Source organism: Brevundimonas sp. FG128, from assembly GCF_057809775.1.
The window spans coordinates 668,506-690,956 of the sequence record NZ_JBMDKP010000001.1 but is presented as its reverse complement, the minus strand read 5'-3'; the positions used below and the strand labels follow the sequence as shown (position 1 = coordinate 690,956).

Here is a 22,451-nt window from a genome sequence, read left to right as displayed (position 1 = left end):
ATGCATCTAACGCGTGAAGGCTTTGAACCCAGTCAGACCAGAAGCTGGAGTCCCTTGGACGTGTGAACGAAGCCCTTGGGGCAGGCCCTGGCGAGCGCCTCGATATCCAACGCCTCTGGTTCCGACAGTGCGATGCAGATGCGACCGGCCTTCTTCACAGCCGAGCGCACATTGCCGGCGCCGCCGAGCGCGTGAGTCAGGGCGTCATCGAGCAGGACGGGTTCCGCAGAGCTATTTCCCTGCGGCGCGACGCCGGCGATCTGCAGATGGTCGCGCATCTCCTGGGCCACGGCGTCGGCGGTGGCGCCGATGACGACCTGAAGCGCGCCGGGAGACGGCGCGATCAGCCCGCGAGCGCCTAGCCCCTTGAGCGCCGGCTCGTCCACGGCGGCGCGCGAAACGATCTCCAGCCTCAGGCGCGTGGTGCAGGCCGCGACGGTGCGCAGGTTCCCGGCGCCGCCCAGCGCGAGGACGAAGGCCTCGCCCCGCCCGCCGGGCGTCACGACGACCGTCCGGACCTCTTCGTCCTCCCGCCCTGGGGTCTTGAGGTCCAGAAGCTGGATGAACAACCGGAACAGGCCGTAGTAGAGGCCGAAATAGACCAGTCCCACCGGGATCAGCAGCCAGGGCCGCGTCGATTTTCCGAAGTTCAGCACATAGTCGAACAGGCCGGCCGAAAAGGTGAAGCCGAGATGGACGTCCAGCAGGTTCATCACCACCATGGCCAGACCCGTCAGCACCGCATGAATGGCGTAGAGCACCGGCGCCAGGAACATGAAGGTGAACTCGATCGGCTCGGTCACGCCGGTCAGGAAGGCGGTCAGGGCCAAAGAGGCCAACATCCCGCCCACCGCCTTGCGCCGCTCGGGCCGGGCCGCGTGATACATGGCCAGGCAGGCCGCCGGCAGGCCGAACATCATCACCGGGAAGAACCCGCTCATGAAGGCCCCCGCCGTCGGATCTCCGGCGAAGAACCGGTTCAGGTCCCCGGTCGCCCCCTGATAATCGCCCACGATAAACCAGGCGACGTTGTTCAGGATATGATGCAGGCCGGTTATGATCAGCAGCCGGTTCAGCAAGCCATAAACGAACAGGCCGACCTCGCCCGATCCGACCACGCTGCGGCTGAAGACGTCGATGGCGTGATCGATCGCCGTGAAGGAAAGCCCGACTGCGGCCGCCAGCGCCAGCGCCGCCAACCCCGAGGCGATCGGCACGAACCGTCGGCCGCCGAAGAAGGCCAGATAGTCGGGCAGCTTCAGGGTCGAGAACCGATTGTAGAAATCACCGGCGATCAGGCCCGATACGATGCCGATGGGTACGCCCAGTCGCGCCATCGCCTGGTCCTTGAACGCGGTCCCGGCCGCCTCGACCGCATCGCCCGCCAGCCCGGTGACGACCTCGGGCGGGACGGTCAGCAGCACCTTGGACGCCTCCATCGCAATCAGATAGCCGACAACGCCGGCCAGTCCGGCCGCGCCGTTGTTGTCCCGCGCCAGGCCGACGGCGACGCCCACGGCGAACAGCAGACCCAGGTTCGAAAACACCGCCTGCCCCGCCGCCGAGATGAAGGCGATGTTCAGCAGGTCCGGCTGGCCCAGACGCAGCAGAAGCCCGGCGATGGGCAGCACCGCGATGGGCAGCATCAGCGCGCGCCCCAGAGGTTGCAGGCTGGAAAGGCCGATCTTCATGCCATGGCTCCCACGGCGCGGGGTTTGAGAAGCGACGCCAGCCGGTCCGACGCCAGCGCACGGACCGCCTCGGCGCTATCCTGGCCCAGCGCCTCCGCCGCCAGGGCCCGGCAGTCGTCCAGGGTCAGGCCGCGCACGACAGCCTTGACCTCCGCGACCATTGACGGCGTCGCCGATAGTTCGCGCACGCCCAGGCCGATCAGGATTGGAACCGCCGTCAGGTCCGACGCCAGCCCGCCGCAGACGCCGATCCATTTCAGCCCGCCCGCCCCTTCGACGGACCGGGCGATCAGCCGCAGCACGGCGGGATGCAGGCCGTCCAACTGCGCCGCCAGCCCCGCGTTCTGGCGATCCATCGCCAGGGCGTATTGCGTCAGGTCGTTGGTGCCGAACGAGATGAAGTCGATGGCCGGGGCCAGCAGGTCCGTGGTCATGGCGGCCGCTGGGGTCTCGATCATCACCCCCAGCAGCGGCGTCGCGCCGCCGGTCTCGGCGACCGCGACGTCCAGCATGGCGCGCACCTGCCGCACCTCGGCCGTCGAGGCGATCATCGGCAGCATCACCGCCACCGTGCCTCTGGACCGCACCCGGCAGATCGCTCGCAGTTGGGTCAGCAGGATGTCGGGCCGGTGCAGGCCGGACCGCACGCCCCGCAAGCCCAGCGCCGGGTTTTCTTCGGGCGGGGTCGGCAGATAGGGCAAGGGCTTGTCGCCGCCTGCGTCCAGCGTCCGCACGATCAGGGGCCGCCCGTCCAGGGCGTCGGCGATGGCCTGGTACTCGGCCAGTTGCGCGTCTTCGTCGGGCGCCGTCTCCCGCTCCAGGAACAGGAATTCGGTGCGCAACAGGCCGCAGCCCTCGGCGCCGCCAGCGACGGCCGGCGCGGCTTCGGCCGCATCGCCCAGATTGGCGAACACTTCGATGCGGACGCCGTCGGCCGTGCGACAGTCGTCCGCCGCCAGGGCCCGTGCGTCGGCGCGTCGGCGCGCGCGCGCGGCCGCGTCGCTCTGGGCGCGGGCCTGGCGGGCGGCCGACGGAGCGGCGATCATCTGGCGGCCGTCGGCGTCCAGAACCACCAACACGCCGTCCTCGACCCGCTCCAGCCCCTCGCCCACCGCGACCAGGGCCGGCAGGCCCATGGCGGCGGCCAGGATGGCGACGTGCGAAGTCGGTCCTCCCCGCGCCGTGCAGATCCCCGCCAGCCGCGCTGCGTCCAGCGCCATCAGCTGAGACGGCAACAGGTCGTCGGCCACGATCACCGACCCCGGCCCGATGGCGGCGGGCGCCGGCGGCGCTTCGCCCGACAGCGCGACCAGCACCTGGCGTTCCAGGTCAAGCAGATCGTCGGCCCGCTCTGCCATGCGCGGATCGTCCATGGCGCGGAACAGGGTCGCGCCCGCCCGCGTCGCCTCGCGCCAGGCGAAACCAGCCCCCCGCCCCTCGGCGACGTGGCGCTCGGCCGCCTCGATCAGGCCGGGATCGTCCAGAAACGCCAGGTGCGCGGCCAGGATGGCGCGACGATGCGCTCCGCCCCCCGCACCGGCCCGCTCGATCTGCGCCCGCACGGCGGACAGGGCCTGATGGAGCGCGGTCGTCTCGGCCGCCACGCCCCTGCCGATCTCGGCCACGACGATTTCCCTCTGCTGCAACCGCACGGCCCGACCGACGACCAGGCCCGGCGCCGCCGTGACTCCGCTCAGGATCAGTTCGCCGTCCTCGCCCATGACCGGCGCGGCCTTCGCCGTCGGGACCGCGACCGTCGGCGCGCCGCCCTGCGCCTCTTCCAGGTCCGACAGGATCAGCGCCCGCACCGCCTCCAGCGCCTCGGCCGCCTGACGCCCTGACGCCGCCAGCCCCAGTTCGTCGCCGTCCCGGACGCCCAATCCCATCATGGCGACCAGACTGGTCGCGTCAGCCCGACGCTCCCCCAGCCTCAAGGTCACCCGCGCGTCGAAGCTTTTGGCGCAGGCCGCAATCCGGGCCGCCGGACGGGCGTGTAGGCCATGCGGCAGCGGCGCCCTGACCGTCGTGGCCAGCGTCTCTCCCTGGCTGCCAAGGGCTGCGCCGTCCTCGATCACCACGGTCAGGATCGGCTCCCCAGCCCTGACGCTGCGCCCCGGATCAATCGCCGTCGCCGCGCCGCCACCGACCACGATCACCGGCGACATCAGGCTCCGGGCGCCGTCGGTGATGACGTCCAGGTCCAGCGTCAACAGCGGATCGCCCGCCTTCACCGCCGCGCCCTCGGCCACATGGACCGTGAAGCCCGCCCCGTTCAGCGCCACCGTCTCCAGACCGACGTGGATCAGCACCTCGACGCCCTCGGCCGAGCGCACCGTCACCGCGTGGCGACTGGCGGGCAGGCCAACGACCACCCCGTCGAACGGCGCGCGCACCACGGCCTCGGTTGGATCGATGGCCGCCCCGTCGCCCACCAGGCCCTCGGCGAAGGCCGCATCGGGAACCTCGCCCAGCGGCGCCAGCCAGCCCGCCATGGGGGCCAGGACGATGACGGACGTCACTGCGCGCCTCCGATCCGCACCCAGTCGACGCCCCACATCGGATCCAGACCCGGCTGGGCGAAACGCAGGCAAAGATCGTGACGCCCCTCGCGCGCTGGCAGTTCGCCGGCCAGCACCGTCACCCCCGGATCGGCCGAGGCCGCCTTCAGCGGCAGCACCAGCGCGGGCTGGCCTTCACAGGCGCCGATGAACACCTCCAACTCGCCCTCGGGCGTAGTCGGCATCGTCAGCCGGATGTTGTCCCTGGCCGCCCCGATCTGGAAGTTGAACGGGATCTGCCCCACCGCGACCTCGATCCGCTTGCCGCCGGTCAGATCGGCGCCCTCATAGGTCCAGCACGGGTTCATGATGTCCATCATGAAGACGGACCGTTCCCCCGTCGCCGGCGCATCGTCGATCAGCGACAGCACCAGCCCGTCCGAGCAGGTGGTTAGCTGATGGCTGTAGCGCCGCTCGCCTTGCCCCGGAACGGGCGGCGCGGGCTCCAGGCCGCTGGTGGCGTAGTCGATCCCCAGCGTTCGATAGCGGGCCAGCTGCGGCTCCAGCCGCGCCCGGAAAGCATCCCAGTCGATCCGGTCATGCGCGGTCCACGCCACCTCGGCCAGGGCCGCCACGCGCGGAAAGGCCATGTATTCGACCCGGTCCTCGGTGCGCATGTGTTCGGTGAAGATGTTGGCCTGAACGCCGATCACCCGCTCGGCCTGCTCCGGCGTCAGTTCGTCCGGCGTCGGATCGAACCGATAGACGTCCTCCAGCGACGAGACGATCTTTCGCCCCGGCGCGCCGTCGGTCGGGCTCTGGCGATAGTCGAAATACAGCACCGGACCCGGCGTCATCACCGCGTCGTGGCCCAGTCGCGCCGCCTCTATCGCGCCGTCCACGCCGCGCCAGGACATGACGGTGGCGTTCGGCGCCAGCCCGCCCTCCAGGATCTCGTCCCAGCCGATCAGGCGCCGACCACGCGCATTCAGGTGTTTCTCCAGCCGCCCGATGAACCAGCTCTGCAGCGCCTCCTCGTTCGCCAGGCCCAGCTCGCGCATCCGCGCCTGGGTTCGGGGTGAGGCCTTCCATTGGTCCTTGGCCGCCTCGTCGCCGCCCACATGGACGTATTCGCCGGGGAACAGGTCCATGACCTCGTCGAACACCTGCTCGAAGAAGGCGATGGTGGACTCCTCGGTGTTGAACAGGGTCGGATAGACGCCCCAGTCCGCCGGCACCGCAGGCACGGCCGCGCCTGGTGCGTCCGTCACCCCCAGCTCCGGATAGGCGGCTACGGCCGCGCTGGCGTGACCCGGCACGTCGACCTCGGGCACGATGGTGATGTTTCGCGCGGCCGCATAGGCCACGATCTCGCGCACTGTCTCCTGTGTATAAAAGCCGCCGTACAGACGCGGCTGACTCGTCGCGGGGTCGATGTCGGCGCGCGGCCCGGCTCCCGCCTCGACCCGCCAGGCGCCGACCTCTGTCAGGCGGGGATGACGCTTGATCTCCAGCCGCCAGGCCTGGTCGTCGGTCAGATGCCAGTGGAAGACGTTCAGCTTGTGCAGCGCCATCCAGTCGATGAAGCCCATGATGAACTCCGGCGACTGGTAGTGCCGCGCGGAATCCAGCATCAGGCCGCGCCAGCCGAAGCGCGGCGCGTCCTCGATGGTCACCGCCGGAATGCGAACGTCGCCTTGACCGGCCTCGGCCGTCGCCAGCTGCCACAGGCTGATCCCGCCGTAGAGGAAACCGCCGAAGCCGCCGGCGGTGATTGTCGCGCCCTGGTCCGTGACCGACAGGCCGTAGGCGTCCTGCGCCTTATCCGCTCTCCGAAGGGCGATCCCGCCGGCGCCGGACGCGTTCTCGCGCACGGTCAGGTCCAGCCCGCGCGTGCGTTTCATCAGATCGGCGAAATAGGTCGCGGCACGGCGCGCCTCCGCGTCGCCCGCCGGAACGGACAGCACCGTCGCCTTCTCCAGGCTGAAGACGCCGCTCCCCGCCTGCACGCTCTGCGGCTCGGGGATGATCGGCGCCTGCGTCTGGGCCTGCGTCTGGGCCTGAATCTGTGCATGGGCCGCCGGCGCCAGGCCGAGACACAGGGCCAGCAGGGCGGCCGCGGTCGTGCGGACGATCGGCGTCATAGGGGATCTCGCTGAAGGAAAGAGCGCGCGGAGCCGAAGCTCCGCGCCAGTTCGGCCTCAGGAGAAGGCCAAGGGGAAACATCCGTCGAAGCGTTCATGGCCGCATCCTGAGTACGGATGCCCGGCCATGGCAATCGGCTTGCGGGGACGACGCGGCGCCGTCCCCGCTCCATCGATCAGAACTCGACGGCCAGGGTCGCCATCAGCTTGCGGCCCGTCCGGTACACGCCGCGCGGCAGGGCCACGGTGTTGGCGTAGCTGTAGTATTCGCTGTCCAGCAGGTTCTGCCCCGACACCGTCAGGCTGACGTTGTCGTTGATCCTGTAGCCCGCCGTGGCGTCCAGGGTGTCCACGTCGCGGACATAGAGGGCGTCGCCGCGGTCCAGGCCGGTGAAGTACTTCGACCGCCAGGTGTAGGTCACCCGCGCCGAGAACGGTCCGCTCTCGTAGAAGGGGCTCAGATTGACCTGGTGCTTGGAGTTGAACGGCAAATCCTGTCCGTTGTCCGCCTCGCCATCGACCAGGGTGTAGTTCGCCAGCACCCCGAAGCCATAGCCGAAGGTCTGCTGATAGGCGACCGACAGGCCCTTCAGCTTCGCCGAACCCGCGTTGGTCGGACGGCTGATTTGATAGGTGGTGACGGCGTTCTGGGCCTGGCTGAAGTGCTCCTCCGGCGCGGTCGCCTGCAGGATGTAGTTGGAGATGTCCTTGTAGAAGACCTCGGCCGACAGGATGGCCTCGGGCTGGAAATACCACTCGGCCGCCAGGTTCAGATTGGTCGACTCATACGGATCCAACTCAGGATTGCCGCCCCCGCCGGTCAGGATCTGATCCGACAGCCAGAAGTAGTTGGACATGTCGGCGTAGTTCGGACGGGCGATGACCTTCGCGGCGGCGGCGCGGATGATCAGGTCTTCGGAGGCGTTGATGGCGATGTTCACGCTGGGCAGGAAGTCGTCGTACTCCTTGCTGGTGACGCTCCATTCCCAATCCGCCTCGGTCGTGCCGCAGCCGGTCGCGGTCTGATTGACGCAGATGTAGCCGCCGCTGTCGGACTCGGTGCGGACGTAGCGCAGGCCGATGTTGCCGCGCAGCAGGTCGTTTTCGAAGTTCGCCTGGCCGTAGAAGGCGTTGATCGTCTCCTGGACGTTCCAGTTCTGGGCCGTGAACTCGGCGTTGCCGAATACGGTCGGGACCGGCGCAGCCTGCCACGGACGCAGGTAATCGCCGTTCTCGATATAGTTCGCCAGGGCGTTTCCATCGACGCTGAAGCGGTTCTTCATCTGGTCGTTCACGCCGTCGAAGCCGTCCAGATAGTTGTCCGGCACCTGACCGGGGCTGAACAGCGAGGCGTTGTCCGGCGCGCCGTAGATCTGGACCGTGACGCCCGACATCTTCTGGTCGGTCTCGTGCTTGCGGTATTTGTAGCCGAACTGGAACCGGTCGAAGAAGCCTGTGCGGTCGAAGCCCAGATCGACCTGGCCGTAGGTCTCCTCGTCCGTCGTGGGCTTGGAGACCAGGTTGCCGCCCCAGCCGGCGTTGTAGCCCGCTGGCCCCACCGACGGATCGCCCGCGCCCCAGCCGCCGTCGAACGCGAATTTCGACGCATTGCTCAACACGTCGGCGTTGGCGGGATCGGTGTAGGTCAGCGTACCCGGCGAGCCCGGGGCGCCGCGGAAATCGACCTCGTAATCGGCCCAGTTCAGGAATTCGCCGAACAGCTGGCGCTGGGTTCCGCCGTCGGCCTTGGAGTAGCCGACGTCGCCGGACAGGTCCCACCCCTCGCCCCGCCACTTGCCGTCCAGATGATAGCTGTCGGTCGTCAGCGCGGCTTCGCGGTACTGGACGTCCAGCACGCTCAACGCATTGTTGAAGGCGGCGTAGGTGATGACGCCGTCCTCGACCTCGATGTCGGTCAGGGCGCCCAGGCTGTTCCAGGTGTTGCCCTGGAAGGCGAACAGCGACTGGTTGATGTTGTCATAGGTCGCATCGACGTGCAGCCAGTCGAAATTCAGGTCCAGCTGCTCCACCGGCCGCCACTGCAGGGCGACGGTGTAGCTGTCGCGTTCGCGCGTCTGGTTGAAGAAGTGCGTGCCGAACGAGTTCAGCCCCCGCGCGTCCGGATTGGCCTGCAAGGTCGCGGCGCATTCACCCACGCAGTTGCCGTTGGCGATGGCGTCCGCGCCCGGATTCTCCGGATTGCCGCCGTTGTAATAGCTGGCCGGAATGGTGCCGTAGGATTCCAGGCCGTCGCGGCGCAGGCTGTCCTTGGCGTGCTGGGCCGAGACCAGGACCCCGAACGTGCGAGCTTCGTTACGCCAGCCGCCCAGCAGCGAATACTGGACATCACCCTCTTCCGAGCGATCGTTGTAGAGATAGGTCAGCGCGCCCGACAGGGTCGTGCCGTCCAGGTCCAGAGGCCGCCGCGTGATGATGTCCACCGTGCCGCCGATTGAGCCTTCGTCGATGCGCGGTTCAGGCGACTTGAACACCTCGACCCGGCCGACGATCTGCGGCGCCAGGAGGGCGTAGTTGAAGGTCCGGCCCGGCTGATCGAGGATGAACCAGTCGGCCGAGGCGACCGTCTGGCCGTTCAGCAGGGTGCGGTTCAGCGCCGGGTCGGTGCCCAGGATGGAGACCTTCTCGCCCTGGCCGAAGGCCCGGTCGATGGTGACCCCCGGAATGATGGTGATGGCCTCGGCCACGTTGGAGCTTGGGAACTTGCCCACATCCTCGGCCGTCACGACGTCGATGATGGCGTCGGCGTTCCGCTTCGTCGTCAGCGACTGCTGCAACGACGCCCGTATGCCAGTGACGACGACCTCATCCACTGTGCTGACCGGCGCGTCGGCGGTCTGCGCGAAGGCCTGGCCGGACGCGACCAGCGCCAAGGCGCTGACGGATCCGGCAAGCAAGGCATGACGAATACTCATGACGCCAGTTCTCCCCATCAATGGATCTGCCCCCGCAGATCCTGAAAAGCCCAATGCAAGACCAATATGGTCTATCTCTCGGCTGCGAATGCTTGATTACGCCGCCGTTGAAGGAGAGACTTTCATCAATCCATCACACCGCGCAAGACCAAAATGCGAATTGGGCCTATTCTTTTTTGTCATTGGTACTTGATTGGTCGCATGACATCGGCTCAGATGGGCGCAACACCAAGCCCGGGGGCGGGCTGATCCAGGACGGGGCGACATGTCGTTTCTTGAGGCCATAGGCGCGCTCGACGCGCAGCGCTCGGCGCCGCTGTACCAGCAGCTTCAGCACGCCGTGCGCGAGGCGATCGAACGCCACGCCCTGAGGCCCGACGAGGCGCTTCCACCCGAGCGCGACCTGGCCCAGGAGCTGTCGGTCTCGCGCATAACCATCAGGAAGGCCTTCGACGGCCTGGTCGCCGAGGGGCTGCTCACCCGCCGCCAGGGCGCCGGCACCTTCGTCGCCGCGCGGGTCGAGAAGAGCTTTTCCAAGCTGACCTCCTTCTCCGAGGACATGGCTGCGCGCGGACGCAAGGCCACCAGTTCCTGGCTAAACCGCAGCGAGGGGGCGGTGACGCCCGAGGAATCGCTGACCCTGGGCCTCAGCCCCGGCACGCCAGTGTATCGCTTCAACCGGATCCGTTACGCCGACGGCCTGCCGATGGCGCTGGAGTATTCGACCATTCCCGCCGCCTGCCTGCCGGGACTGGAGACGGTGACCACCTCGCTGTACAGCGCCCTGGCGGAGGCCGGCTATCGTCCCAACCGCGCCCTTCAGCGGCTGCGGGCCGTGCTGTTCAACGCCGAACAGGCCGACCTGCTGGGCACGACCGCCGGCGCCGCTGGCCTGCTGATCGAGCGCCGCGCCTTCCACAACGGCCAGGCGGTCGAGGTGACGCAATCCTACTATCGCGGCGACGCCTACGACTTCGTCGCCGAACTGAACGACGGACCCGCCTGATGCGCGCCGAAGACACCAGGATGTTCACCGAGGCCGCCGAGGCCCCCGCCGTGGTCCGCGCCCAGTTGAGAGACAACGCCCAGGTCATTGCGACGGCGGCGGCCCGCCTTCGCGACCACATACCCTCCGCCGCCCTGATCTGCGGGCGCGGCAGTTCCGACAACGCAGGCGTCTTCGCCCGCTATCTGATCGAATCCGGGACCGGCGTCCTGACCAGCCCGATGCCGCTGGCGGTCAGCTCGGTCTATGGCCGCACTCCTCGCATTCCCGGCGGAGTCTGTTTTGCGATCTCGCAATCGGGCAAGAGCCCGGACCTGGTCGCGGCCGCCTCTGCCGCCCGGGCCGGCGGCGCCTTCGTCATCGCCCTGGTCAACGTCGAAGGCTCGCCCCTGTCGGATGTCGCGGACCTGACCATTCCCCTGCGCGCCGGTCCCGAACTGTCGGTGGCCGCGACCAAGAGCTTCATCGCCAGCCTGACCGCCATCGCCCATTTGGTCGCCGAATGGACTGAAGACGACGCCCTGCGCGCCGGTCTGTCCGCCCTGCCCGACCAGCTGGAAGCCGCCTGGCGCCAGGACTGGAGCGCCGCCCTGCCCGTGCTGCAAGTGGCGACCAACCTCTACGTCGTCGGGCGCGGCGGCGGCTTCGGCGTGGCGCGCGAGGCCGCGCTGAAGCTCAAGGAGACCTGTGGCCTTCACGCCGAGGCCTTCTCCACCGCCGAGGTGCGCCACGGCCCCATGGCCCTGGTCAAGGCCGCATTCCCGGTGCTGATGCTGTCCCAATCGGACGCCACCCGTGAAGACGCCGAGGATCTGGCGGCTGACTTCGCCGCACGCGGCGCTCGGGTCTTTCTCTCCGGCCAGACCGGCGATTCGTGTGTCGTCCCCCTGCCCTCGACGTCCGGCCACCCGGCGCTGGAGCCGATCCTGCTGATCCAGAGCTTCTATGGCCTAGCCGCGCGATTGTCTGTCGCGCGCGGCTTCGATCCCGACCGCCCGCCCTATCTCAACAAGGTGACCGAGACCGTCTGATGGCCGTCAAGTTGATCAACGGCCGCGTGCTGACCCCGGCCGGACTGCGCGACGACCTCAGCGTCGTCATCGACGGCGGGCTCATCGTCGCGGTCGGCTCCGCCGACCAGACGCCAGACGCCGATGTCCAGGATCTCGGCGGCTGCATCCTGGCGCCCGGCTTCATCGACACCCAGGTCAACGGCGGCGGCGGCGTCCTGTTCAACGAGGACCCAAGCGTCGAGGGAATTGCGGCCATCGGCGCCGCTCATCGACGCTTCGGCACAACCGGTTTTCTGCCGACCCTGATCAGCGACGACCTGGATGTCATCGACCGCGCCATCGACGCGGTCGAGGCCGCGATCGCCCAAGGCGTGCCCGGCGTCCTGGGTATCCACATCGAAGGTCCGTTCCTGAACATTCGGCGCAAGGGCATTCACGACGCCTCGAAATTTCTCCAACTGGAAGACGCCCAGGTCGAACGGCTGACGCGTCTGAACGGCGGGCGCACCCTGATCACCCTGGCGCCGGAAATGACGACGCCCGAGATCATCCGTCGCCTGGTCGGCGCCGGCGCCCACGTCTCGGCCGGCCACACCGACGCCGACTATGCGACGTTACGCCGGGCTCTGGACGCTGGACTGACGGGCGTCACCCATCTGTTCAACGCCATGTCCCAGCTCCAGAACAGAGCCCCCGGCGTCGTCGGCGCCGTGCTTGAAGACCAGACCGCCTGGTGCGGGATCATCGTGGACGGCCACCATGTCGATCCGGTCGTCTTGACGGTGGCGCTGCGCTGCCGGCCAGCCGACCGGTTCATGCTGGTGACTGACGCCATGCCCAGTGTCGGCGCGCAGGGCGACCACTTCTTCCTTCAGGGCCGCCGCATTACGGTGAAGGATGGCCTTTGCTACGACGACAAGGGCGTCTTGGCGGGCTCCGACTTGGACATGGCGTCCGCCTTCCGCAACGCCGTCGCCATGCTGGACCTGCCCCTTGAGATCGCGTCGACCATGGCGTCGACCAATCCTGCGACATTTCTGAATATGGCAGACAGGCGAGGGTCTATCGCCGTCGGACAGATCGCCGACCTCGTCGCCCTCAATGCCGACCTGACCGTCGCACAGACCTGGATCCAAGGCCGGCCGTCCGACGCCGGTTAGCTTCGCAAAACTCGGCCATCTCCAGTGCGAAAACATCGCTCCCGGTCACTGGCCGACTCCGGTGCCTGATTTCGAACTTGGCCGATAGCAATACACGGCCACTTCGCGGCTCAGGTCGATGATGTCTTGGCATCGGCTAGGTCGATCGACGGTTGGTGGGTGAAGCCGCGCACCCCCCCGACCGCCTGCGCGTCCCGCCTGATTTCGACATCGCTCTCAGCATAGACGACCAGAAGACGGGCGACATCGACCAACGCGCTTTCGTGGATGCGCTCATAGCCGTGGCTGGCGTCGATGCCGAAGGTGACCAGGGCCGTGCGGATGTCGGCGCCGGATTCAAGAGCGGAGGCCGAGTCCGAGCGGTAGTAGCGGAACACGTCCTTCTGATGCGGGATGTCGTGATCGCGGGCCAGCTGGACCAGTTTGCGCGACAGGTGCCAGTCGAACGGTCCCGTCTGGTCAGCCATGGCGATGGTGACGCCGAACTCGGACGAGTTCTGGCCCGGCGCGGTCGTGCCATTGTCCACCGTGACCATGGCGGCCACGTCCGGGATCAGGACGGACGAGGCGCCCAGCCCCACCTCCTCGGCGATGGTGAACAGCCACCAGGTGTCGACCGTCGGCGTCCGCTCTTCGCGGATCATACATTCCAACGCGGCCAGAAGGGTGGCGACGCCCGCCTTGTCGTCCAGATGGCGCGAGACTATGAAGCCGGTGTCCATGAACTCGGGCTGAGGGTCGATGGCGACGATGTCGCCGACGTCCACGCCCAGGGCCAGGGTGTCTTCGCGACCATGGGTGACGGCGTCGATGCGCAGTTCGACCTGGGGCCAGTTCACGGGCTGGGTGTCCACCTCCTCGTTGAAGGTGTGGCCCGACGCCTTCAGCGGCAGGATGGTCCCGCGATAGGCGCCGCCTTCGGAAAAGATCGTCGCCCGCGCGCCCTCGGCGAAGCGCGAGGACCAGTGGCCGATGGCGACCAGTTCCAGCCGGCCGTTGTCCTTCACCTGTTTGACCTGGGCGCCCAGGGTATCGACGTGGGCCACGATGGCCCGCGCCGGCTTGGGCGTGCGGCCGGGCAGGCGCGCCCGGATGGCGCCACGCCGGGTCAGCTCATAATCAAGCCCGAGGCGTTCCAGCTCGCGGCACAACAGCCAGACGGCTTCGTCGGTGTAGCCCGTCGGACTGGGCGTGTTCAGCAGGTCGGCCAGCCGGGCCTTCAGATAGTCGAGGTCTATTGCGGGGCGGGCCAAGAGGCCTCCTTCAGGCTTCGGATCTCGGGGCGGTCCGCGCCGAGGTCGGGGCGGACAGTGGGAAGAGCAGATCGATGAAACGCTCGGTGGTCGGCTGGGGTTCGTGGTTGGCCAGACCAGGGCGTTCGTTGGCCTCGATGAAGGCGTAGTCGGGCTCGCGCGGCGACTTCACCATCAGGTCGATGCCGGTGACCGGAATGTCGATGGCGCGGGCGGCGGCGATGGCGGCGCGGATCAGGGTGGGATGCACCTCCTCGGTCACATCATGGATGGTGCCGCCCAGATGCAGGTTGGCCGCCTTGCGTACCAGGACCTCGGCCCCCTCCGGCGCCACGTCGTCGAGCCGATAACCCGCCTCGGCCAGGGTGCGTTCGGTCTCGCCGTCGATGGGGATGGTTGATTCCCCGCCGGTGGCTGCGGCGCGGCGGCGGCTCTGGTGTTCGATCAGGGCGCGCAGGGTGGAGCGGCCGTCGCCGATGACGCGCGGCGGGCGCCGCAAGGCGCAGGCGACGACCTTGTAGTCGATCACCACCAGACGCAGGTCCTCCCCCTGGACCTGTTCCTCGATCAGCACTTCTGAGCAGATGCGGCGCGCGCGGGTCAGAGCCGTCTGGACCTCGTTCATGGTCTTCAGGCCGACGGCGACCCCCTGACCCTGTTCGCCTCGGGCCGGCTTGACGACCAGGGCGCCGAACCTGGCCAGGGCGGCGTCGATGGCCGACGGATCGCCGGCGTCGATCCGTTCAGGGACGCGCACACCGGCAGCCTCCACGATGCGCCGCGTCATCCGCTTGTCGTCGCAGATGCTCAGCGACACCGCAGACGTCAGTTCCGACAGACTTTCCCGGCACCGCACCGAGCGACCGCCCCAATTCAGACGAAACAGCCCGCCCTCGGCGTCGATGATTTCGGTATGGATGCCCCGGCGCCGCGCCTCGTTGACGATGATCCGGGCATAGGGGTTCAGGTCGTGGTCGTCGGTCGGGCCGACGAACAAGGCCTCGTTGATCGGGTTCTTGCGCTTGACCCCGAAGAAGGACACGCGGCGGAATCCCAGCTTTTCGTACAGGGCGATGGCCTGGTCGTTGTCGTGCATGACCGACAGGTCCATGTAGGCCAGACCTTGCGTCTTAAAGTGCTCGGCCAGACGCCGGACCAGGGCCTCGCCGACGCCCGGCTGGGTCGCCTGCGGATCGACCGCCAGGCACCACAGGGACGAACCGCATTCGGGATCGTCGAAAGCCCGGCCGTGATTGACCCCCGTCACCGTGCCGATCACCGCGCCCGTCGTCGTGTCCTCGGCGACGAAATAGGTGATCGTCCGGTCGTCGCGGCGCGACCAGAAGAAGTCGGGCGGGACCGGCACCATCTTGCGCTTGGCGTAGATGTCGTTGACCGCCTGGGCGTCCATCTCGGACGTCAGGCGACGCACGGTGAAGCCCCGCGGCTGGCGGCGGCTGGCGCGATAGGTGGCCAGGTCCAGCCGATAGGTGTGCGACGGATCCAGGAACAGTTCCTGCGGCGCCTGGGCCAGCAGGACGTGCGGATTGCGGACGTAGAAGGCGATGTCGCGGCGATCCGGTCCCTCCGCCCGCAAGGCTTCGACCAGGGGTTCGGCCGAGGCGAAGGTCTGGGCGAACAGCAGCCGCCCCCAGCCGCAATCCAGCACGGCGTCCGGGCTCGGCCCCTCGCCCGCCTGCACCGGGGGCTTCAACCCCTCGTGACGCAGCCGCTTCAGGCGGTGCGCCTTGGGGCGTGAGGGGCGAGCGTCAGACCCCATGCTGCTGCATCCACATCTCGAGCACGGCGACCTGCCACAACTCCGAGCCCCGCAGTGGCGTGATGTGTTCGGTCGGATTGGCGAACAGGGTGTCCAGATAGGCCTTGTCGAACAGGCCGCGATCGCGCGCCGCCTGGTTGGTCAGGGCCTCGCGCACCATCTCCAGATACGGACCCTGAATGTATTTCAGCGCCGGCACAGGGAAATAGCCCTTCTTGCGGTCGATCACCTCGGACGGGATCACCAGCCGCGCGGCCTCCTTCAGCACGCCCTTGCCGCCCTGAGACAGCTTGTGCTCGGGCGGAATGCGCCCCGCCAGCTCGACCAATTCGTGGTCGAGGAACGGCACGCGCGCCTCCAGACCCCAGGCCATCGTCATGTTGTCGACGCGCTTGACCGGGTCGTCGACCAGCATGACCTGACTGTCCAGACGCAACGCCTGATCGACCGGGGTCGCCGCCCGGCCTTGTGCAAAATGGGCCTCGACCAGGGCGCGGCTGACGTCGGTGTCGGCCATGTATGCGCCGTTCAACTGGGTCTTCAGCGTCGCATGGCTGCGGTCGAAGAACGCCTTGGCATAGGTCTCGACCGGATCGGTCGCACCCAGCATCGGCGGATACCAGTGGTAGCCGGCGAAGACCTCGTCGGCGCCCTGGCCCGACTGCACCACCTTGATGTGTTTCGAGACTTCCTGGCTCAGCAGATAGAAGCCGACGTTGTCGTAACTGACCATCGGTTCGGACATGGCGCCGATGGTGCCCGGCAGGGCCTCCATCAGCCGCTGGTGCGGCACGAAGATCTGGTGGTGCTTGGTGACATAGTGTTTGGCGATCAGGTCGGAATAGACGAACTCGTCGCCCTTCTCGCCATTGGCCTCCTCGAAGCCGACGGAGAAGGTCATCAGATCCTTCTGGCCCAGTTCCGCCAGCAGTCCGACGATCAGGCTGGAATCCACACCGCCCGACAGCAGCACGCCGACCGGCACGTCGGCGACCATGCGGCGCTTAACCGCCTCGCGCAGGCTGTCCAGCACCCGGTCGCGCCAGTCCTCGGCCGTCAGGGCGGCGTCCTCGACGTGGCGGGTCATGTCGGGCTGCCAGTAGAGGCGGTCCTTGGCCGTGCCGTCCGCCTCGATCACGCGGATGGTCGCCGGCGGAAACTTCTTCACGCCCTTCAGTATGGTGTGCGGCGGCGGCACCACGGCGTGGAAGGTCATGTAGTGGTGCAGGCCGACCGGATCGATGGTCTTGTCCACATCCCCCGCCGCCAGCAGGGCCGGCAGGGTCGAGGCGAACCGCAGGCGCTTACCGCTTTCGGCCAGATACAGCGGCTTGATGCCGAACCGGTCGCGGGCGATCACGGTGCGGCCGGTGTCGCGTTCATGCAGGACGAAGGCGAACATGCCCTTGAACCGCTCGACGCAGGCCTCGCCCCAGGCCTTCCAAGCCTTGATGATGACCTCGGTGTCGCCGTGCGAGAAGAAGCGGAACCCCATTCCCTGCAGTTCTTCCCGCAGTTCGGGATAGTTGTAGATGCAGCCGTTGAACGCCAGGGTCACGCCCAGGTCGGCGTCCACCATCGGCTGCTGCGCGGCCTCCGACAGGTCGATGATCTTCAGGCGTCGGTGACCCAGCCCCACCGGGCCGCGCATCACGATGCCGGACCCGTCCGGTCCACGGGGCGAGAGCGCATCGGTCATGCGTTGAACGGCGCCGGCGTCCGCCGGTCGTCCGTCGAAATTGATCTCGCCGCTAAGACCGCACATGGGCCCTCCTTGAATTGTGGAAGCAGCGCGTACAAATGGTTCGTGCACGAAAGAGTTCAACCCAATGAGCGATATTTCCCTTCAGCCGCTCGCGGACGCGGCTGATCCCACGACGTCTCTGGTGCGTTCGGTCAGGCGCATCGCCCAGGCGATCGACGTCCGCTCACGTGAGATCGCGCACCTGACGGGCCTGACCCTGCCGCAGCTCCTGGTGCTGCAATCCATCCGCGCCCTGGGCGAAGTCAGCACCAGCGCCATCTCGCGCGACGTCTCCATGTCGCCCCCGACGGTGGTCGCCGTGCTGGACAAGTTGGAGACCAAGGGCATGGCCGTCCGCTATCGCTCCACGACGGACCGCCGGGTCGTCCACGTGCGTTTGACGGATCAGAGCCGCGAGGCGCTCGCCGGTTCCCCCAGCCTGTTCGGCGAGGGCTTCATGACCGCCTTCGCACGCCTCCCCCACGCCGAGCGCGTGGCGATGGCGCAGGCGGTGGAAGGCCTGGCGACCATGATGCAGCTTCGGCCGGCGCCGGCAGCCCTCGCGCCTGAAGGTGATAGCGGTGTCGCGCCACTGACGGCGTCACGCTAGCTGTCGCCAGCGCTGGCTGCTTGTGCGTCATCTCTACTAAAAACCAAAAGGTGCAGATTTCTCGGTAGCAAACAATCCATCGAGAAAACCGGGCTATGAGCGCTGTTGTGCGTTCGTCCCAATGAGACATTTCAGCAAGCCGGAGGAGATCGCGGCCCTGATCGCCTTTCTTCTGTTGGAGCATGACGCCTTCCTCACCGGCCAGACATTGCTGCTCGACTGGTGGGGCGCCATGATCGGCCGGCGGGAGCCTGAAGGGCTTCGAAGTGGTCAAGCAACCTGCGCCGACGTCGATATTCTCCCCGACCGCATCTATTGAGCAAGCGCGGGTTAAAGTCCGCGACCCGAAAGGACCCGATCTCGTCGGATGCTTCCCGCCTGCGTCGCCGTCAAACGCGCGCCCCGTGAGAAATCCGCAAGGCCGGGACCGCGAGAGTTGAAGGTCGCGAACCTCGCGTCTTCGGGCTGAAGCATGGTGCGGGGATTGCCGTCGCGCCCCGTGTACCACATTTCGGTCCATCCCGCCGGCGCGATATGGTCGTCCATCCAGCAGTCGAGGAAGGTCGCTGCGCCGACAAAGCGAGGGTCTCCGTACCGCCCGTCCGGAAAGGCGCTCGAGGGGCGCCATGGCCGGCCGAGAAAGACCGAGTGCCTGACCACGCCCGCATCTTTGGTCAGGCGGCAGTCGTGGAAGACGAAGCCGTAGGTCTGCTCAATGGGCGTGCTGGGGGCCGTGATATAGCCCTCCACCGGATCGGCGGGCCGCAGGCGTGATCGGATTTCGCAGCGCTCGAACCAGGCGCGTCCGCCGCCGAAGATGAAATCATAGCTTCCCGCGATCAGGCAGCGGTCGAACAGGGTCGCGCCGGCGTCCGGAAACAAGGTGTCCTGATAGCTGAGAATATCGCAGTTGCGCACGACCGCGCGGTCCGATCCCTTGTCCATCATCAAGGCGACGGCTTGGGGCCCGGCCCCATTGTGCGAGTGAAGCCCGTTCGGCTTCGTCATCTCCCCCATACCGTCGAAGGCGTTGTTGATGGTCAGGGTCTCGGCGCGGAAATCGGGGGCGCGCACGAACAGGGTCGGCGTGCGGAAGGTGCCCCACATGCGACCGTCCGGGGCGGCCAGACCGGAGGCGGCCAGGTGATTGATCACCGAGCCCGCGCGATCCTCGCCAATGAGGTGGATGAAGGGTTTGTCCACGACGACCTGCTCGTTCCAGATGCCTCGCGTCACCAGGATGCGAAATGGCTTTCGCCCGTCCGTCGGCGCGGCCGCGATCGCGGCGGACAGGCTGGGATAGACGGCCGCGCCAAAACGTCCGTCCGACGGACCCGACGCCACGACGGCGTCGAAACCGGTGGTCTCGGCCAAGGCCTGCGTGGACATCGCCAGCGGCAGGGCGACGCCGGAGGCGAGAAGGGCGCGCCGGGAAACGGTCTGGGACATGACGGCTCCGAATGAAAAGCGGCGCCGACCGGCGAACCGGTCAGCGCCAGGTCTCCTGGGGGGAGTTTGTGCACCTAGAACGTATAGCGAATACCGAAGTTGTACTGCCGGCCCGTATGGGAATAGACGTAGATGCTGTCGCGGCGGCTGTCGGTATATTGTTCGTTGAAGGCGTCGGTCAGGTTCAGCCCCTCGAACGTGACCTTGATCCGGTCGTTCAGGGCGTAAGACGCCGAGGCGTCCACCGTCACGATGTCGCGGACCCCGTCGATGTCATTGGTGCTGGTGCCGCTGGGCACCGCCGTCAGATAACGATCACGATAGGCCGCCGACACCCGGGCGCTGAACCGGTCGTCCTCGTAATAGAGGGTGGCGTTGTAGGCGGTCTTCGACAGGCCGAGCAGGTCGTTCTCGACGAAGCCAGTGGAGGATCGCGACGAGATGTAGCTGATCTTCGAATCCACCAGGGTGACGTTGAAGATGGCGCCGAGGTTGTCGAACGGCCCAGGCAGGAAGCTGAACGGCTGCTGATAGCTGATCTCGATCCCCTTCAGGGGCCCGCCCTCCGTATTGACCGGCTGGCTGAAGAGGAAGACGTCGCTGGGCGACACGCCCAGGCCGTCGAGCAACGCCAGCGGCAGGCCCGACTCATTGAACGGCTGCGACACCCGCGAGGTCTGAATGTAGCTGTCGATGTCCTTGTAGAAGAGCCCGACGGACAACAGCGCATCCGGCGCGAAATACCACTCGGCCGACAGGTCGTAGGTCGTGGCGCGAATGGGATCCAGATACGGGTTGCCGGAACTGACGCTGAACACCCCGACCGTGCTCAAGCTACCGCCCGGCGTCACGCTGCCGAGATTGGGGCGCGTCATGACCTTGGCCGCGCCGAAGCGTAGCAGGACGTCCGGCGTCACCTCCGCGGTTAGGTTCAGCGCCGGCAGCACGTCGTCATAGTCCCGGTCCACCGTCGTCTGCTGGGCCGCGCCGGCGACCAGCTGATAGCCGGTCGAGCTCTGTTCGGTCTTCACATAGCGGACCCCGACGTCGCCCCGCAGAGGTATGCCGCCCAACTGGGTGTTGAAGTCCAGTTGCAGATAGGCGGCTGAATCCTTCTCGGTCACATTGCGGATGTTGCCGCGCGCATTGGCGTTGGTTTCGCCGCTGAGTTCGAACAGACCCGTGCCGCTGTAGATGTCGAACAGGTCGGCGAAGGCGTTGAGGTTCGGCGCGATCCAGTTCGTCACCGTCCCGTCCGGCGCGCCCAGATTGCGGCCGAAGCCGCTGACCAGTTCGGTCAGGCTGTCCAGGGTCACGCCGGCGGGCAGTTGCGGCACGACGCTCTCGTTGACCCGCGCCAGAGCCCAGGAGTCGAATTCGTATTCCTTGTAGTTCACCCCCGCCTTCAAGGTCAGCGAAGGCGTCAGATCATAGCCGCCATCGAGTTGGGCCGTCTTGATCGTGTTCGTCACCCCTTGCGGACGGAGTCGGATTTCCGACCGCGCCGCCCCGAAATTATAGGCCAGCGGATCGGTGACGTCGTAGCCGAAGCCGATCAGCGGCGCGTCGCGGTTCTGGCGATAGTCGTAGAAATAGTCGTCCGAATTCTCGCGATTCAGGATGACCGTCGTCTGGATCGGATTGTCGAAATCGGACTTCGAATAACCGACCAGACCCTTGACCCGGAACCGGTCGCTGAACGCATGTTCGATGCTCAGTGTGCCTTGGGTGTATTTGGTGTCCAGCTCGTCGTAGCGGGTTTCGGTCTCCACATCGACGTCGTCGAACAGCCCATAGACCATGTCGCCGTTCTCATCGATGACGCCGTCGCGCACGATGATTTCCGGCCGGCCGCCCTGCGACGCGTTGCGGGCGAAAGACAGCGCCTCCAGCCAGTTCTCCTGACGTGTCGCCTTGAAGTCGGAATAGAGTAGATCGAGGTTGATCAGCGTCTGCTCTTGCGGACGGAACTGCACTGAACCGGTCAGGCCGAGCCGTTCCTGGTCATGCGTCAGCCGCCCGTAGCGCGGAAAGCGCGGCGTATAGACGTCCGCCCGACTGGCGTCGGAAAAGGGAGACGCCGGATTGAAGCCGCCCGCTTCCGTGCCGTTCAGCCAGCCGCCGGAGCCGTGGCCTTCTTCCAGCAGCTGGCGCTTGGTGTAGGCCACCGACACAAGCGCGCCGAGCCGGCCGTCCATCCAGGTGTTGCTGGCCAGCGCGGCGAACCGCGGGTCCCATTTGCGCGACAGGTCGTTGTAGCCGTACTGGCCCGACAGCACGAGGTTCGCGCCCGCGTAGTCGAAGGGTCGCCCAGTCTGCAGATCAACCGTCGCGCCCAGCGAGCCTTCTTCGGTCTCGGCCGAGGCGGTCTTGCGCACGGTGATGCTGTTGAACAGCTCGGACGCAAACACATTGAAGTCGAACGCGCGGTTGCGGTTCGCGCCGCCCGAGCTGTCCGTGCCGGACGAGGTGCTCTGGCCTTCGACCCCGTTGATGCGCACCCGCGTGAACTGCGGCCCTAGCCCCCGCACGGTGATCTGGCGTCCCTCGCCGGCGTCGCGTGCGATGGAGACGCCCGGCACGCGCTGGATCGACTCAGCCAGGTTGGCGTCCGGGAAATCCGCCATGTCTTCGGCCTTGATGACGTCCACGACGCCATTGGCGCGACGCTTGGCCGTCAGCGCGCTGCCCAGCGACGCACGGAAACCGGTTACCACAATCGTTTCAACTTCGTCGGCCTGATCTTCGACCTCGCTCCCCTGAGCGACGGTCTGCGGGGCCACGGTCGCGCCGGCGAGCACCGCCGTTCGCCCGTTGTTGGACGCGACCACCAGATTACTGCCTTGCAGCAGTCGGTTCAGACCTTGGTCGACGGAATAGACGCCCTGCACGGCGGCGGTTCGCTGTCCGGCGACCGCTTCGGTGGAGGCCAGAACCTGCAGATCGGCCTGGCGCGCGAAGGCGGGGACGCCGGTGGCTGCGGGTTGCGACGGCACATTGAACTGCCTGGCCTGCGCCTGGACTCCGCCGGCTCCGGCCAAAGCCATTGTGCTGACCGCGATCATCAGCGACGCCCTAGCGCCTTGGTTTTGCGACATGGCCATGCCTGCGCCCTCCCTTTTCTGTTTCCTGGTTCCCGGACCCTTCTGCGAGGGTTCCGAAAGTCTCGA

Annotated in this window: 14 protein-coding genes; 5 read left to right on the top strand and 9 right to left on the bottom strand. The window is 67.2% G+C overall.

Features of this window, described 5'->3' with window-relative positions:
* Window positions 1-32: 32 nt before the first annotated feature.
* From nagE to ACODSC_RS03435, 4 genes are all read right to left on the bottom strand, one after another.
* A complete protein-coding gene (gene nagE / locus ACODSC_RS03450) occupies window positions 33-1,691 on the bottom strand; it encodes an N-acetylglucosamine-specific PTS transporter subunit IIBC (RefSeq protein ID WP_488811808.1) in 1,659 nt (552 codons plus the stop codon).
* Window positions 1,688-4,210 carry a phosphoenolpyruvate--protein phosphotransferase gene (gene ptsP / locus ACODSC_RS03445; RefSeq protein ID WP_488811806.1) on the bottom strand — a complete coding sequence of 841 codons (2,523 nt, stop codon included), beginning with the start codon at window positions 4,208-4,210 and terminating at the stop codon, window positions 1,688-1,690. Before ptsP ends, nagE begins: the two co-directional genes overlap by 4 nt.
* On the bottom strand, window positions 4,207-6,333 hold the full coding sequence (locus tag ACODSC_RS03440; protein WP_488811804.1) for a beta-N-acetylhexosaminidase: 2,127 nt from the start codon (window positions 6,331-6,333) through the stop codon (window positions 4,207-4,209). The genes ptsP and ACODSC_RS03440 overlap by 4 nt, the downstream gene beginning before the upstream one ends.
* Window positions 6,334-6,509: 176 nt before the next feature.
* A complete protein-coding gene (locus ACODSC_RS03435) occupies window positions 6,510-9,266 on the bottom strand; it encodes a TonB-dependent receptor (protein WP_488811802.1) in 2,757 nt (918 codons plus the stop codon).
* A gap of 265 nt (window positions 9,267-9,531) precedes the next feature.
* Here ACODSC_RS03435 and ACODSC_RS03430 point away from each other — a divergent pair, with 265 nt between their 5' ends.
* From ACODSC_RS03430 to nagA, 3 genes are read left to right on the top strand one after another with little or no spacing between them, the layout of a single operon-like run.
* The gene (locus ACODSC_RS03430; protein ID WP_488811800.1) at window positions 9,532-10,272 is read left to right on the top strand and encodes a GntR family transcriptional regulator; all 741 of its coding nucleotides are present in this window, start codon (window positions 9,532-9,534) and stop codon (window positions 10,270-10,272) included.
* On the top strand, window positions 10,272-11,303 hold the full coding sequence (locus ACODSC_RS03425) for an SIS domain-containing protein (RefSeq protein ID WP_488811798.1): 1,032 nt from the start codon (window positions 10,272-10,274) through the stop codon (window positions 11,301-11,303). Before ACODSC_RS03430 ends, ACODSC_RS03425 begins: the two co-directional genes overlap by 1 nt.
* Complete coding sequence (gene nagA, locus ACODSC_RS03420) at window positions 11,303-12,445, top strand: N-acetylglucosamine-6-phosphate deacetylase (protein WP_488811796.1); 1,143 nt, start codon at window positions 11,303-11,305, stop codon at window positions 12,443-12,445. The genes ACODSC_RS03425 and nagA overlap by 1 nt, the downstream gene beginning before the upstream one ends.
* A gap of 110 nt (window positions 12,446-12,555) precedes the next feature.
* On the opposite strand, the gene ACODSC_RS03415 is transcribed toward nagA, so the two are convergent.
* The 3 genes from ACODSC_RS03415 to ACODSC_RS03405 are packed head-to-tail and all read right to left on the bottom strand — an operon-like array spanning window position 12,556 to window position 17,243.
* Window positions 12,556-13,698: an osmoprotectant NAGGN system M42 family peptidase gene (locus ACODSC_RS03415; protein WP_488811794.1), complete on the bottom strand. Its 1,143-nt coding sequence runs from the start codon at window positions 13,696-13,698 to the stop codon at window positions 12,556-12,558.
* 10 nt (window positions 13,699-13,708) lie between these two features.
* Window positions 13,709-15,478, bottom strand: a complete 1,770-nt coding sequence (gene ngg, locus ACODSC_RS03410) for an N-acetylglutaminylglutamine synthetase (protein WP_488811792.1) — start codon at window positions 15,476-15,478, stop codon at window positions 13,709-13,711.
* A complete protein-coding gene (locus tag ACODSC_RS03405; protein ID WP_488811790.1) occupies window positions 15,468-17,243 on the bottom strand; it encodes an N-acetylglutaminylglutamine amidotransferase in 1,776 nt (591 codons plus the stop codon). The genes ngg and ACODSC_RS03405 overlap by 11 nt, the downstream gene beginning before the upstream one ends.
* 64 nt (window positions 17,244-17,307) lie before the next feature.
* On the opposite strand from ACODSC_RS03405, the gene ACODSC_RS03400 reads away from it, so the two are divergent.
* A complete protein-coding gene (locus tag ACODSC_RS03400; protein ID WP_488811788.1) occupies window positions 17,308-17,832 on the top strand; it encodes a MarR family winged helix-turn-helix transcriptional regulator in 525 nt (174 codons plus the stop codon).
* A 121-nt stretch (window positions 17,833-17,953) separates the two neighbouring features.
* Window positions 17,954-18,151 (top strand): hypothetical protein, encoded by a 198-nt coding sequence (locus ACODSC_RS03395; RefSeq protein ID WP_488811786.1) that lies wholly within the window; start codon window positions 17,954-17,956, stop codon window positions 18,149-18,151.
* 11 nt (window positions 18,152-18,162) lie between these two features.
* Here the strand turns inward: ACODSC_RS03395 and ACODSC_RS03390 are convergent, their stop codons facing one another.
* Both ACODSC_RS03390 and ACODSC_RS03385 read right to left on the bottom strand, forming a co-directional pair.
* Window positions 18,163-19,281 carry a pectinesterase family protein gene (locus tag ACODSC_RS03390; protein WP_488811784.1) on the bottom strand — a complete coding sequence of 373 codons (1,119 nt, stop codon included), beginning with the start codon at window positions 19,279-19,281 and terminating at the stop codon, window positions 18,163-18,165.
* 74 nt (window positions 19,282-19,355) lie between these two features.
* Entirely contained in the window at window positions 19,356-22,385 is a 3,030-nt protein-coding gene (locus ACODSC_RS03385) for a TonB-dependent receptor (protein ID WP_488811782.1), read from the bottom strand.
* Between the last annotated feature and the right edge of the window lie 66 nt (window positions 22,386-22,451).

Coding starts and splice junctions, on each gene's coding strand:
- ACODSC_RS03440 (WP_488811804.1), bottom strand. CDS start 6,333: ATGACGCCGATCGTCCGCACGACCGCGGCCGCCCTGCTGGCCCTGTGT.
- ngg (WP_488811792.1), bottom strand. CDS start 15,478: ATGGGGTCTGACGCTCGCCCCTCACGCCCCAAGGCGCACCGCCTGAAG.
- ACODSC_RS03385 (WP_488811782.1), bottom strand. CDS start 22,385: ATGGCCATGTCGCAAAACCAAGGCGCTAGGGCGTCGCTGATGATCGCG.
- ACODSC_RS03425 (WP_488811798.1), top strand. CDS start 10,272: ATGCGCGCCGAAGACACCAGGATGTTCACCGAGGCCGCCGAGGCCCCC.
- ACODSC_RS03400 (WP_488811788.1), top strand. CDS start 17,308: ATGAGCGATATTTCCCTTCAGCCGCTCGCGGACGCGGCTGATCCCACG.
- ACODSC_RS03405 (WP_488811790.1), bottom strand. CDS start 17,243: ATGTGCGGTCTTAGCGGCGAGATCAATTTCGACGGACGACCGGCGGAC.
- ACODSC_RS03430 (WP_488811800.1), top strand. CDS start 9,532: ATGTCGTTTCTTGAGGCCATAGGCGCGCTCGACGCGCAGCGCTCGGCG.
- ACODSC_RS03390 (WP_488811784.1), bottom strand. CDS start 19,281: ATGTCCCAGACCGTTTCCCGGCGCGCCCTTCTCGCCTCCGGCGTCGCC.
- nagA (WP_488811796.1), top strand. CDS start 11,303: ATGGCCGTCAAGTTGATCAACGGCCGCGTGCTGACCCCGGCCGGACTG.
- nagE (WP_488811808.1), bottom strand. CDS start 1,691: ATGAAGATCGGCCTTTCCAGCCTGCAACCTCTGGGGCGCGCGCTGATG.
- ACODSC_RS03435 (WP_488811802.1), bottom strand. CDS start 9,266: ATGAGTATTCGTCATGCCTTGCTTGCCGGATCCGTCAGCGCCTTGGCG.
- ACODSC_RS03395 (WP_488811786.1), top strand. CDS start 17,954: ATGAGACATTTCAGCAAGCCGGAGGAGATCGCGGCCCTGATCGCCTTT.